This is a genomic window from Paenibacillus sp. ALJ109b (assembly GCF_010747435.1).
GTDB lineage: Bacteria > Bacillota > Bacilli > Paenibacillales > Paenibacillaceae > Paenibacillus > Paenibacillus taichungensis.
In genome coordinates, this window is the sequence record NZ_JAAIFP010000004.1 from 158,510 (window position 1) to 171,854 (window position 13,345).

General features: G+C 42.3%; 10 protein-coding genes and 3 pseudogenes. 9 read left to right on the plus strand and 4 right to left on the minus strand.

Annotated features, from left to right (window positions below):
* Positions 1 to 33: 33 nt before the first annotated feature.
* A complete protein-coding gene (locus tag G3352_RS03855) occupies positions 34 to 906 on the minus strand; it encodes an SDR family oxidoreductase (protein ID WP_163753961.1) in 873 nt (290 codons plus the stop codon).
* A gap of 96 nt (positions 907 to 1,002) precedes the next feature.
* Positions 1,003 to 1,857 carry a helix-turn-helix transcriptional regulator gene (locus G3352_RS03860; protein WP_163753964.1) on the minus strand — a complete coding sequence of 285 codons (855 nt, stop codon included), beginning with the start codon at positions 1,855 to 1,857 and terminating at the stop codon, positions 1,003 to 1,005.
* Positions 1,858 to 2,102: 245 nt separating this feature from the next.
* Between G3352_RS03860 and G3352_RS03865 the strand changes: the two genes are divergently transcribed.
* Positions 2,103 to 2,447, plus strand: coding sequence for an SDR family NAD(P)-dependent oxidoreductase (locus G3352_RS03865; protein ID WP_205524695.1), 345 nt, complete (start codon positions 2,103 to 2,105; stop codon positions 2,445 to 2,447).
* Between the two features lie 371 nt (positions 2,448 to 2,818).
* Positions 2,819 to 4,027 (plus strand): annotated as a pseudogene (locus tag G3352_RS03870) (methionine--tRNA ligase); the annotation flags it as partial.
* 744 nt (positions 4,028 to 4,771) lie between these two features.
* On the opposite strand, the gene G3352_RS03875 reads toward G3352_RS03870, so the two are convergent.
* Positions 4,772 to 5,734, minus strand: a complete 963-nt coding sequence (locus G3352_RS03875) for an NAD(P)-dependent oxidoreductase (RefSeq protein ID WP_240342924.1) — start codon at positions 5,732 to 5,734, stop codon at positions 4,772 to 4,774.
* 234 nt (positions 5,735 to 5,968) lie between these two features.
* Between G3352_RS03875 and G3352_RS03880 the strand changes: the two genes are divergently transcribed.
* From G3352_RS03880 to G3352_RS31665, 5 genes and pseudogenes are all read left to right on the plus strand, one after another.
* A complete protein-coding gene (locus tag G3352_RS03880; RefSeq protein ID WP_163753969.1) occupies positions 5,969 to 6,628 on the plus strand; it encodes a TetR/AcrR family transcriptional regulator in 660 nt (219 codons plus the stop codon).
* Between the two features lie 67 nt (positions 6,629 to 6,695).
* The gene (locus tag G3352_RS03885; protein WP_163753972.1) at positions 6,696 to 7,826 is read left to right on the plus strand and encodes an alpha/beta hydrolase; all 1,131 of its coding nucleotides are present in this window, start codon (positions 6,696 to 6,698) and stop codon (positions 7,824 to 7,826) included.
* A 496-nt stretch (positions 7,827 to 8,322) separates the two neighbouring features.
* Positions 8,323 to 8,619, plus strand: a complete 297-nt coding sequence (locus G3352_RS03890) for a hypothetical protein (protein ID WP_163753975.1) — start codon at positions 8,323 to 8,325, stop codon at positions 8,617 to 8,619.
* 86 nt (positions 8,620 to 8,705) lie between these two features.
* Positions 8,706 to 9,484 (plus strand): annotated as a pseudogene (xerS, locus tag G3352_RS03895) (tyrosine recombinase XerS); the annotation flags it as partial.
* 383 nt (positions 9,485 to 9,867) lie between these two features.
* Positions 9,868 to 10,032, plus strand: a pseudogene (locus G3352_RS31665) (ROK family protein); the annotation flags it as partial.
* Positions 10,033 to 10,180: 148 nt separating this feature from the next.
* On the opposite strand, the gene G3352_RS03905 reads toward G3352_RS31665, so the two are convergent.
* Positions 10,181 to 10,555 carry a collagen-like protein gene (locus tag G3352_RS03905; RefSeq protein ID WP_163753978.1) on the minus strand — a complete coding sequence of 125 codons (375 nt, stop codon included), beginning with the start codon at positions 10,553 to 10,555 and terminating at the stop codon, positions 10,181 to 10,183.
* A 1,137-nt stretch (positions 10,556 to 11,692) separates the two neighbouring features.
* On the opposite strand from G3352_RS03905, the gene G3352_RS03910 reads away from it, so the two are divergent.
* Positions 11,693 to 12,769: a glycosyltransferase gene (locus G3352_RS03910; RefSeq protein ID WP_163753980.1), complete on the plus strand. Its 1,077-nt coding sequence runs from the start codon at positions 11,693 to 11,695 to the stop codon at positions 12,767 to 12,769.
* Between the two features lie 19 nt (positions 12,770 to 12,788).
* Complete coding sequence (locus G3352_RS03915) at positions 12,789 to 13,289, plus strand: PIG-L family deacetylase (RefSeq protein ID WP_163753983.1); 501 nt, start codon at positions 12,789 to 12,791, stop codon at positions 13,287 to 13,289.
* Positions 13,290 to 13,345 lie beyond the last annotated feature (56 nt).

Consider the following 13,345-nt stretch of genomic DNA (forward strand, 5'->3'; position numbering starts at 1 on the left):
AGTTGCCGTGGATGTCGAATTCTTTGGTATCCTTTAAAATTGTTTTACCACTTCACCTGAATCAGTGGAGTAAGCCAGCTCTTTCTGTGCTTCCAGAGCGGCCAGTCTGTCCAGCAGAGCTGCACGGATTTGCTCATAGGCGTCACTGCCCAACGCCATACGTAACGGACCTTCTCCCTGGTCGACACGACGGATAATCTGCTGTGCCATTTTATCCGGATCGCCGACAACCATTTGATTGAACATGCTCATATCTATACCAGGCAGTTCTCCCTTCATCAGACTAACGAATTGTCCCGCTTCCGTATCCCGGTATTCGTCCATCCGCTCGCCGAATACGGCGTTGCTTGTAAGGAAATTCGTTCGGATTCCGCCGGGCTCCACCATAGTGGTCTTAATATTGAACGGAGCCACTTCCTTAGCTAGCGCTTCAAAGGCTCCTTCGACCGCCCATTTCGAAGAGCAATACAGTCCCATACCCGGAATAGAATAATGACCCGCCATACTCGAAATCTGTACCATGTGACCGCCGCCCTGCTTACGGAAAAAGGGCAGGACTGCACGCGCTGCACGTAGGGAGCCAAGCACATTGGTCATAAACTGATGCTCAATTTGCCTGTCGCTTGCTTCTTCCACTGCACCATACAAGCCATAGGCTGCATTATTGACAAACACATCGATCGTGCCCAGTTCTAAAAATGCACGTTCCACCACTTCAGCAATTTGCTGAGAGTTTGTCAAATCTAAATTAGCCTGCCAAAGTTGTGAACCATACTGTGCCTGCAGATCATCCAGCACCCCCGGCTTGCGTACCGTTGCGGCTACACGGTCCCCTCTAACCAGCAACCGGCGAGTTATACGTGAAGCCAAGCCTCCTGACGCTCCTGTAATGAACCATGTTTGCATGCTAAATACCCTCCAATCGTTGTCTTCCACTGAATCATACAAGCAACTGGAGGGTGCTAGCCACAGCACGTCTATTCTATTAACAGGAGTAACAGTCTACGGTAGCTGCCTGTCCTGCTCAAGTAAACGCAATAATCTCTCCTCCGTGCCTGAACCGGGCACCGGAACAAAGAAACACCAGTGCAGTCCCGGGTCATTATCGATTACAGCCGCGGAATGGAGCTCGAACTCCATCTCCTGTGCGTCAGGAATATGGTATAGAGCGGTGGCTACGCGTTTTTGTTTGATTTCATATAGCTCCCAGAAATGTACGAACTCCACGCTTTCCCGTCTCAAGCGTTCAAACCGTTCCATATATAACGGGTTGTTCTTGTAAAGATCGAAGCCTGCCCGCAGAACGGCTACAGAGTAACGGGCAGCGCTTTCCCAATTCACCAGTCTGTTGCGGTAATCAGGCTTTAAAAACATAATTTCCATCATATTCCGTTCGTTGTCCGGCAGACTGCCGAAATCGGCTACGATCAGTTCAGCCGCCCGATTCCAGGCGATAACATCCGTACCTTCGTCTGTGATAAAAGAAGGATAATGCAGTTGATTTACGATTTTCTGCAGAATTCCCGTATCCGGCCCACCGTTATTTGGCACTGTGACGACGCTCGCCACAACTACATTGGCCAGATCGAATAGATGCTTCTGCTCGTCTTCGTCAAGCTGAAGCGCTTTGCTGATACTTAGCAGCACTTCCGGCGAAGGATTAACCTCCTTGCCTTGCTCCAGCCAGGCATAGTAAGTCACGCTTATATTAGCAAGATAAGAGACTTCTTCTCTTCGAAGTCCCGGAGTGCGTCTTCGTCCGGGCAGCGGTTGGATCCCTGCCTCTGAAGGATGCAGGCGTTCTCTGCGCGATTTTATGAACTCACCCAATGCGGATGAGAAACGTTTTGTTTTCAAGCATTTCACCTCTAATTACTAATATGAAAGATACGTATCGTAATTAACCAAATGGACTCAAAGCACTTCGTATACGATCATTATAATCGTTGTTAAGTTTCGTTGCCACAAAAGAGAACCATAACGAGAACCGATGCGGTTTCTCCCGTTAATAGTATAGCTATGCTGTGGCTAACCACTTCTACCGATAGTACGATTAAGATAATTTACATCAGTGCAGTGTTATCATTAGGAGGCTTAGTATCGTGAATAAGTATGCATATAGAAACAAGCTGGCTGTAGTCACCGGAGTTTCATTTGAAATCGGGAAAGCGTATGCCAAAGAACTGGCGGCACAAGCCTGTCATGCGATTCTGGTAGCGCGCTCCAAGGACAAACTGGATGCAATGGAAAGGGAAATCAACGTCATTACGGCGTGCAGGCTTATGCACTCGCTTGCGATTTGTCCAAAGCGAATGCCCCGCGTCAACTGGCCGAACAAATATCCGAACTGGGCTTGTCGGTCGATATTCTCATCAACAACGCAGGCGCTGGCACATGTGGACGTATATATGTCTGAGATTTGCTTCGATTATAAAAGTCAAAGGTAAACTTTCTAAAAACCTTGACTTGGGAAATGATGTTTAGTATTATTTCCAATAACTTGAATATCCTGAAAAGCTAAGAAGAGAAAGAGGTACCATGGCAATGTCTTTTTACAGAGAGCTCCGGTAGCTGAAAAGGGGTAAAGAATAGCCTAGCGAACATGGTCTCAGAGCTGCGCATCGAAACCTCATGTGGTTTTAGACTGCGACGAAACCCGCATCCGTTACTGTGCTAGGGTATAAACGCGAAAAGCGTCGTACCTGAAGAGGTGAATGCCGTGAGGCATGTATAAAATTGGGTGGTACCACGTGAGCACAACTTTCGTCCCTTTGGGATGAGGGTTTTTTTGTTTGTCAAAAATGAGGGAGGGAATCTCATGGCGCAGGTATTTATTGGTGGAGCGTGGCCGTATGCGAATGGTTCATTGCATCTGGGGCGATTGGCAAGTTTATTACCGGGGGATGTAGTGGCACGTTTTTTCCGTGCAAAGGGAAATGACGTTTTATATGTGTCAGGTAGCGATTGTCATGGAACTCCTGTTGCCGTTCAGGCTATTCAGGAGGGAGTCTCACCAAGTGATATTGCAGATCGATATCATCAGGAATTTATCGAATGTTTAACTCGCTTGGGATTCACTTATGATTTGTACACGCGCACCGATCAAGAATTTCATCATCGCGTAGTCCAAGATTTGTTTTTGAGGCTTCTGGAAAATGGTCATCTTTATAAAAAGACCGTTCTACAGACATATTGTGAAACAGATCAAAGATTTTTACCAGGCACTGTCTCAATTCCAAGATGTATTGACCAAATACGCAGAAAAGGCTCAGGGATGGAAAGTAAATGCTATCCATTTGACTCAAAGGTACTTAGATGAGGGGCTTCAAGATCGTGCGGCGACTAGAGATCTAACGTGGGGTGTAGAAGTTCCGGTTGAAGGATTCGACGAAAAGAAAATCTATGTCTGGATTGAAGCTGTTAGCGGGTACCTGTCTGCAAGTAAGCAATGGACAGTTCAGGCAGTGGTAGTTGGGAATCCTTTTGGTCGGACGAAGAGAAGAATTTAACCGCTTATTATGTTCATGGAAAGGACAATATACCTTTCCACACACTTATTTGGCCTGCTCTGCTCTTGGGAGTAGGAGGGCTACATTTACGGGATCGAATTATCTCATGTGAGTACATGACACTAGAAGGGAAAAAGTTTTCAACAAGCCGCAACTGGGCAGTCTGGGTGCCGGACATTCAGAAAAGGTACCAACCGGACTCCATTCGCTACTTTCTGATTGCAAATGGACCAGAGAAGCGCGACACGGATTTTTCATGGAGGGAATTCATTTACAGTCACAATGGGGAGTTGCTTGGTGCGTTCGGAAATTTTGTTAATCGAACGTTGGCCTTTATCGACAAATCCTTTGGAGGATGCGTTCCTTCAGGGGAGCTTAGCGAGGGATGGAAAAGGGCAACTGAAGAGATGTATCGAAATTCTGGAATTCTAATTGAAGAAGGTCGTCTAAAAGAAGCGATCGAGTTGATTTTCACCTACGTACGTCAAGCAAACAAATATTTTGATGAGCAAAAACCTCAAGGGAAATCGAGAAGCATGTGGACATACACTAAATTCTTGAGTACAGTATAGCGGCTTATTTGTTTTAAGGAACCAAGTTCTTGTCCCAAGCTGAGGACAAGAACATTGTACCATTGCCGAAAAAGACAAGAACATTGTGTCATTTTGGATTAGATTGTTATCTGAATAAAGTGTGGTGGAATAATGTCTCGTGACAAAAACACCAATAGCATCAAAATTCGCTAAAATTGAGGTTTTTTATTTTGGTGAACAAATTCATTTTCCTGAGCTGAGGTTAACAAATAACTAATGGACAATAGGTGCAGAAATGGGGTATGTATGGGCACAGTTACACTTGAACACGCCACAATGAATTTTCGATTATTATATTGAATTGTCTAGCAGTGGAATCAAGCAGCAACATTGAGAAATTTTGTCCAGTGGGAAATATGAAGAGAATCATCTGATTGCCAAAGACTTAGAAGTCACTTAGTACGTGCATCATCTTCTTCCAAATGGATTTCTATGCAGAAGTCTTCCTAGTGAATCATCACTGCTCCCTGTTTTGTAACCATTTAACCGTCCCAATGAGTCCTATTAAGAATACCAGTAAATAACTTAGTCACAAAAGCAACTCATCTTCTGTAGAATTTAAAGATATAGATGTATCCTATGCAGCAATCGAAATTAAAAAGCTGCTGAGATTGGTATCATTGAAGGTAAGGGAGTAGGGGGCGATCGATTTTTATTGCACCAAAACTATCATAACTGATTGAGCTTGCTTTCAGGCTCTTCACAGTTTTGTACACGTTTTATATTCTCTATAAAGAAATCATATCTTTTTTTATGAAATTTCCGACCATCAGGCATTCCTGCTGTATGGGGAGTAAGTATCACATTACCCAGATTCCGGAGCTCGCTGTCAATAGGAAGCGGTTCAGATTCAAACACATCCAGGCATGCGCCTGAAATATCCCCTTTTTTTAATGCATCAATCAAGTCTCTTTCGTTGACAATCCCGCCGCGAGCTGTATTGATAAAAAGAGTGGTATTCTTCATTTTCTTGAATGTCGCTTTGTTGATCAGCTGTTTGGTGTGCTGATTCAAGGGTATATGTACACTGATTATGTCCGATGTGCTTACAAGAGTATCGAAATCCGTCATTTTCACAAAACCGTCCGATTGTACAATGGCATTTCTCGAATAACCCAGCACATTCATATCAAAAACCCTGCAAAACGCAGCTACTTTTTTTCCGATTGCGCCCAAACCGATAATCCCAATTGTTTTGCCCTGTAATTCACTCCCTGTATAGTCCAATTGATTTTCATCCATCTTGTTTTTCATGAAAGTATCAAGATACGGTATGTTTTTATAATAAGACAATATCAGTGCCATTACGTGCTCGGCCACTGCCTGTGCATTCACTCCTGCAGCATTGGCCACCCAAATGCCGAGCTGTGTACAGGCAGGGACATCTACATTATCAAATCCTGCACCCGTCTGGACCAATTTTAATTTTTTTGCGATAGAAAGCAGGCTGTGATCCACTTTAATATGTTCAGGGATGATTACCTGGCAATCTTCAATATGATGCAGCATTTCTTTTCCGGGCGGGACAACTACAACGTTCCAGTCTTGAGGAAAATACCTTGCAATATTTGATTTTGAAGTCTCGCTAAAATAGCCAACTATGAGAATCTTCATTGCTAAACCACCTTTCATAACGTATAGCATTCTTCGAATAAAACCCGTACACCACTAATTTTTTCCCCTCTCTATGATTGTATCATATTAAAAAACAAAACAACTCCATTAACTTATCTCTTAGGAAGGATACTTTTCTAATGTAATGGTTTTAATCTTTTATAATTATATTGATTTTCAAGACTACTTGACATGTGAATGGATTATCGGTAAAGTGAGAATCAATTCACACCTTACGTTAAGGAGCAATCTATGCCAAAAAATTCGTTCTTTCGTTTAGATGAAGCAAGGCACGAGGAAATATCTAATAGCGCTATGCATCTTTTTGTTGATAATCTTTACGAGGATATAACTATGAAGATGGTTTTGGATAGTTTGTCCATGCACCCCGGAACATTTTATCGGTATTTTGAAGACAAGGATGACCTTTATTGTCTCTTAGTACGTAATGTCACACAGAAAAGAGCTGCGTATTTTAATAACAGTAATGAAGATTCCCTTTACCGGTTTTTCCTTACTACCTTATTTGGTAACGTTAATGGCACTGAGACCGAGCCGCTGAATGAGTTGGAAATCAAACTCACTAAAACATTTTTAAACATTCCTGAGAACACTTTGCTTAAAGTATATCTGAATGTGCTAAAGGGCGAGTCATTCCCCTTAATCAAGGACATTTTACGCCGAATGAGGGTTGATGGATATCTCCGACCTGATCTTGACGACGATCTGATTTCTTTTATGTTTGAGTCAATGCAGTTTAATTTAGTCATGTTTTTTAGGGAATTCGATATTAAGGACTCTACGCTGCAACATAAGCTTAGTAAGTACTTTGCTGACTTTATGAGTCATGGGCTGCTTGAAGATCATAAATATTCTGAAATGGTTAGCGATATCAAGAAAGCCAAGGAGTAAATATATGATTCACTGGATGTAATAGTTTCACAGTCGCCACTTTTATTAATTAAGGGGGAACAAGAAAATGAAAACGTATGACGCATTTCCAGAACCAATTGGCGGCTATACTGTCGGTCGAACCCAGATGGATTTGGAGTACACGGCATCCGATCACTCAACAAGAGAACTGACGGCATTTGTATACTATCCTTCTGACAGTAGCGAAGGTAAGACTACATCAACGTACATGTTTCCTGAAGTCTACGAGATGCTTAATGAGCAGCCGCTTGTCACTGAGGATATTTTCTCAATAGATATCAAGACCCGGTGTTACGATGATCTTGCTCTCTCCGGGAAGGAAAAGCGCTATCCGGTGTTATTCTATGTTTGCGGCGGGGGCGGTTCTCCGGAATGGGGTACAGTGATCTGTACAGATTTGGCAAGCATGGGATATGTAGTGGTAAGCATCGGCCATCCGAATAGCACGATGTATAAGCGTAAAGATGGGCGGCTGTTTAATGTATCCAAGGATTTTTCGGATGTCCTTATCGCGTTCTCTGAAGATCCGGAGATGCTGGCGCTGGCTGGTAAGATGGAGATGCGTCCTGACGATGAGACTGCCATTGAGATGTGCCGTAACGTGCTTGCACTGCCTATACTTGCCAAGTTAACAGAGTATAGTGAATTACAGGCAGAAGATGTAAGGTATGTAGCCGATTATCTTTACAAACTGGACTCTGGAGAACTGAATTCCATCTTTAAGGACCGATTGCTGCTTGACATCGGCATGGGCATAGTCGGACATTCTTATGGAGGGCTTACGACGGCGATGGTTTGCCGGGACGACGAGCGGTTCGCCTGCGGGACTGGCTTGGATAGCGGTGCGTTCGGCCTTCTTGACAGCGATCTCAAGAAACCCTTCTTGCTACTGTTTTGTGAACCTAACTATAATATGAATGCGATAATTGGCGTTAACAATAGCATGGAAACCTATTATTTCTCTGTTGATCGTGTTGCGCATTTAGATTATTGCGACATCGTGTTTACCAGTGTTAATGAGAAACTCAGAGGCGAACGGGATGCTATGGAGATGCGAAATCTTGTTACAGACTATACGAAGAACTTTTTTGATCATTACATACTGCAGAAGGCTGCAAGTGTGGAAAGTCTGGCATACGATGGCGTGGACTTGATCAAGAAGACCAGCAACAAGTGACATAACCGAGAGGTTGCTGATAAACGCATGTCAAAGAGCTAGCCGTACAGACACAGAGCCGATAACCCTATTATGCAGTTATCGGCTCTCTCGCTAATTCAGGCATTGTTTTTCTACTTGAGATGATAAGAGATGTTTTCACCGTTGAAAAACACACTTGAAAACAAACTTCTCATACCAAATGAATTTATACTAATGAATCTAAAACATCCATACCAACGTCGCATAAGATCACACAGGGTTAATTCAATAAAGGGGACTTTAGTACAAAAAGGAGCTTGTAACTAAGTGATACAAGCTATTGTCTATATGTGTATTCTTACGCAAAATAAGTTTTAAAAATGGTGCAATATAAATTACAAATTGACACACAAAGCATTAATTGCATCTCCATCACTTCCACCAGCAGTTTATGTAGCGTCGATTGAATCGTTCTTTAACCCGAAAATTGGTCTGAATTCATATCAAAAGGATATCGTTGAGCGGGCGCTTCGATATGCATAACAGACACCCAATGATTCGATGCGGACGAACAGACCGAGTGAATGGTGAGATGCTGCCGTTTAGCTTCAAGCATCATTACGAGAATTACCTCAGCCGGCTGGAGCGAATAGATCCAATAACAGGATGCTTACGAGCTGGCGAAGTCGGGCTGGCTGAGAAACGGATAGGCCTGCTTATACCTACTCTTCATCCTTCGTTAATGGACTCTCAGAAGCATCGGATCGAGGATGAGGAGTATGATAAAGACGAGTTGTTACACAAGAGTTTGTTCCATCAGCTGTTCGAATAATGTCCAAAATGACCATAATGGGATGCTTCGGACGCATGAACACTCAAGGATTAGGTTATTGTAACTTATTTTATTTGCTTGTAATGATAAATTCTCTAAAAGTACATACCGACAGCTTATTTGATTACTTACAGAATAAAGCCGAAACAATTGATTTAAAGCCTTATATACAACGAAATGTTATGGCTAAAATGGACTTAAATGCAGTAAAAGAAAGTCAGGAAACGATCGCGAATCGTATGGAAGGAAAAATACTGAGAGAAAATGATTTTGAAGCTTTTAGAGTGTTTGTAGCATACGATTATGGCGAATTAAACAAAACAAACAAACGTATCATGCATTTCCATCAGTTTAATCGTGAACGAGATACGGCAATAATTTCATTAATCTTAGGAGAGGACTTAGATTATCAGAAGTTTCCGGAATCAATCTTGAGGATTTAGATCTGACGAAATCGTCTGTAAGAGTAACTCGAAAAGGGGGAAAAGAGCAATATGTTTACTTTAGCAGCCAAACATCCCTAGATATTGAGAATTACCTGCAGGTAAGGGAAACAAGATATACCCCAGAAAAAAATGAAAAATATTTGTTTATTGCAGCACCTGTAGGACGCAAAGGTAAAAATAGACGTTTAACACAACGTTCTATTGAAAAACTTATTGAGAAATATGCAACAGCCTTTGGAAAGCCGGCTTTGACGGTTCATTCTTTGAGGCATTCATTTGCCACACGTTATCATATTGAGAATATTGATGTCCCAAAATTAAAAAATCAATTAGGACATTCTTCAATACAAACTACAATGATTTATACGCACTTAACAGATGATCAAATGAAAAACGCTGTAAACAACATGGATAAATAATTTGGAGGGAGTGACACAAAGTTGCCTACCAAGTTACAAATTTGCTCCGTTAATTAAAGACAAAGGGCATAAATGCATGAAAGTAGGGTACTTTGTGTCATTTTGGTAGGGAACTTTGTGTCAATGTACAACGCTAAGTTCTTGCCCTTTAACGGAACAAGTTCTTGTCCTCCGACAAAAGGGGATCTTATAAAAAACAGAACGAAAATTGTCGAGGGACAAAAACATGTTCCCATTGACGATTAGATGTCTATCTAATCGGTTGGTTCATTAAGCTAACGGGCAGCACATTTCGAATGGAAAAGAATTATTCGGAAAAATTTCTGATGGAGAACTAGCCATAATTTCTTTGTTGCAAAACGCCGGAGCTTGAAGTATCTAGAGGAATTGCAACGCTGATTCATATTTTCGATCCTCCTGCAGTGATCGTTGGTGGCGGTATTATGGAGCAAGAATGGCTTGTACGTAGGATAGGCAATTGTACCCAAAAACTTCTACTGGATAGTTTTAAACATACGCAGATCATTCCAGCTAAGCCTGGGCAATAAAGCAGGGCTGATTGGAGCAACCTCTCTGTTTCATCGCAATATATAATGAAGGCCCCTTGATGATTGAGTAGCTAACGGATATCTATTCTTATAAGATAAATGTAAATTACCCTGTATGCGGATTGATCCGCATACAGGGTAATTAATTCTAAAAACAGCTAAACGAGCTGATTTGCTGCAGATCAATGCCGCTGTATAGCCAGAAGAAGCCATTCCAGCGGAAGCCAGCCACCGAATTTCTGCCGACAAATACCGGGAACATCCAGAAGCCGGGACCACGATTCGGCCAAATATATGTGTAGCGAAACAGACAGCCGGATATGGCTCTTGGATCTACCGCAAATAACGAAGCGGGTTGCTGTGGAATGAATGATGGTGGCGGCCCGGTAGGTGCCTGCATGCCTTGTGGTCCGCCGCCTCCACCCCCGGGGAACGATGGAGGACCAGGCATTCCACTGGCTCCTCCGGGACCCCCAGGTCCGCCAAACCCTCCGCCAGGTCCAAAAGGAGGTAAAAATGTCATATAACATCACTCCTGTTCATTAGTGTATTGTATGTAGGCAATTGAGCAGGGGAATGGGTGTGAGCCCATAGAAGGCCGCTAATTTGGTCAAAATCCTGTCAAGTAGACAGTACAAAAAAGACACGATCAAGCTGCGACCGTTTATCCTTGGGCGCGCGGAGTAATGAAAGTGGCGCATATTAATTTTGAATGGGAGTGTTGTATTCATTTGTCGGATTACAATGAAGAGCCCTCGAAGCTTTCCAGAAGGATTCCTTCAAGGGGAACACAGGTTGTGAAACCACATAAATAGGGGTTCCTGAATTTGTGGATCCTCTAAAAATCTCACAACGCACTGAAGAAGGAATAGAAGACAAATTGGCTACCGAAATGCGATAGGCGCCATTGAATTGTGTGCGGATAAATTCCAACAAGGGCTAAAAGGGAATTGAACGGAAACGGTTCCTTTAAACTGAACACGAGGGTTTGTCTCAGCACCGGCAGTCATTAGACCTATCTGTCCGAATAACTGAGGCCTGCAAATGAATAGAATGGGCACCAAAATAGAGTTAGCCAAACTAGCATTTTGTGATGTTCGAGCATCCAAAAAAGTAGTCATGATATGCTCACTTCCTCATGAATAGATATAGCATAGCATAATATATGTAATACCGGACGCAATGCATGGATGAAGTGGCTATGAAACTCAAAAAAGGCAATTGTCAGGTAGCGATTAGGTTAGCCAATATATTATTTTATATTTACAACGAAACAGCGTATTTTGGGATGTCTCCAAGGAATATGTGACCTCGCATCCTGGAAGCGATTACAGCCTTGTTGGTCCTTTAGAGCGAACTGATGTTGACTCGAGTCGTCCTGTGGTCAGGGCAACAATGTAACCGTTATTATCAAAAAATCTTCCATTCGTTAATAATGCTCAGGGTAACTTCAAAGGATTTTGCAAAAACGGCTTCCTTCCAGGCCTCACCTATTCTTGTTAAATGGAGGTGATTTTTCATGCTCAGTCAGAGAATTGTATTTCATTCGAAATACTATAAAACGCCTGTTTTGTCTTCTTGGGTGTATTCCAGTAACGATATGAATTAACACCCCATACTATAAGGAGTGAGATTCATAACCTTATTGGAGGGGAAATTCATGAAGAAGCCAACTCTTCGATTGCTTATGATCATAGATAAATTGGAAGTGGGAGGAACAGAGACATATGTGTCCGCTGTTGTCGAAGAGATGGGAAAAAGAGGGGTCTCCATTTATGTAGCAGGTAATCGGGGGAGTTTGTTGTCCAAGTTCAGGGCGCTTGGTTGTCCAATATTTACGAAAATAAACGACCGGCAAAGATTGGAGCAATGGATTATCAAGCATAAGATCAACGTCATTAATGCTCACCATGAATCTACCGGAATAATCGGTAGCGCCCTCAGCAGAAAGCTGAGAATCCCTTTTGTCTACACCATACATGGGACATACTATCCTCGGGCACTGATCACGAAAATAATGAAGAGGTGTTATAGTCGTCACGCGGTTATTAGCGTTAGCTGGCCGGTTAAAAAGTGGCTGGAAGAGAAAAATATCCAATCTGTATTAATTCCAAATGGAATTAATACGCAGCATTTTAGATACAACAGAAACCAGCAGTTGCTCACACAATTAAACATTGCCAGTAAGTCGAAAGTGCTATTGTATGTCAGCCGAATAGAGGATGAAAAAGCAGAGATATGTAAAAGTTTTTTAAGAGCTGCACAGCGCTGTATGGATTCCTCCCCAAACATGCATGTCGTAGTGGTTGGTGGTGGACCAGGGTTGAATAGTGTCAAGAAACTAGCAGCTAGAAAACACAGTAATCGTATTCATGTAATGGGTGAACGCCTAGATACATCGGCCTTTTTTTCCATTAGTGACGTTGTTGTAGGAACAGGTCGAGTAGCTCTTGAAGCGATGTCCTGCAAGCGGCCTGTAATTGCAATCGGTGCAAAGGGGATTTTTGGAATTGTGAAGCCAGATAATTTCAAGCTTGCTTGGAGGTATTACTTCGGAGATCACAGAGCCAAGGAAACTCTTGAAATAAGCAAGATCGAAAATCTGATTCGTACTGCATTAAGGTCTAAGAAAAGTTCAAAAAATTGGGGAGAAGCAGGACGTGAATTCGTTAAGAAGCAATTTAATATCTCTGGCATCGTCGATAAGCTGCTTAGCTTATATCAGTCCTTCATCTAGAAGATTTGGAGGGAAGACAATGTTCAATAAATTGATGATTGTAGCCCATCCTGATGATGAAATAATCTTTGGAGGAGCTCAACTTATCAAGGGAAAAGGGTGGAAAGTTATTTGTGTAACTAATGGAAAACACAAAGTGCGGGCAAGAGAGTTTAAAAAAGCAATGAAAGACGTAGGAGCCGAGTATGAAATGTGGAGTTATAAAGATAAATGGGAAGGAGATTTTAACCGAAAGGCTTTGAAAAAAGATATCGCACAGGTACTGCAAGCCAATCCTCAGATCACGATGATTGTGACCCACAATAAAAAAGGGGAGTATGGCCATACTCAACACAGAGCATTGCATCAGGTTGTCAGAGAGCTGGCTCAGGAGAAGATGTATATTTTTAAACGCTCTAAATATAAATTGCCTGAAGATCTGATCAAGCAAAAATACAAAATTTTAAAACGATACAGAAGTCAGGACATTGAATGGCTAAAGAAATATACGGATTACGAAAGTATTCGGAAATTAAGGTAGTGTATAATAATCGAATGTGCGGCAATGTTGTTTGTTACAGCGAATAGAATGGACAG

Bases quoted from the DNA above. Each gene is read 5' to 3' on its own strand.
- G3352_RS03855 (WP_163753961.1), bottom strand. From the start codon at position 906: ATGCAAACATGGTTCATTACAGGAGCGTCAGGAGGCTTGGCTTCACGT.
- G3352_RS03875 (WP_240342924.1), bottom strand. From the start codon at position 5,734: ATGAAAGGTGGTTTAGCAATGAAGATTCTCATAGTTGGCTATTTTAGC.
- G3352_RS03880 (WP_163753969.1), top strand. From the start codon at position 5,969: ATGCCAAAAAATTCGTTCTTTCGTTTAGATGAAGCAAGGCACGAGGAA.
- G3352_RS03885 (WP_163753972.1), top strand. From the start codon at position 6,696: ATGAAAACGTATGACGCATTTCCAGAACCAATTGGCGGCTATACTGTC.
- G3352_RS03890 (WP_163753975.1), top strand. From the start codon at position 8,323: ATGCATAACAGACACCCAATGATTCGATGCGGACGAACAGACCGAGTG.
- G3352_RS03905 (WP_163753978.1), bottom strand. From the start codon at position 10,555: ATGACATTTTTACCTCCTTTTGGACCTGGCGGAGGGTTTGGCGGACCT.
- G3352_RS03910 (WP_163753980.1), top strand. From the start codon at position 11,693: ATGAAGAAGCCAACTCTTCGATTGCTTATGATCATAGATAAATTGGAA.
- G3352_RS03915 (WP_163753983.1), top strand. From the start codon at position 12,789: ATGTTCAATAAATTGATGATTGTAGCCCATCCTGATGATGAAATAATC.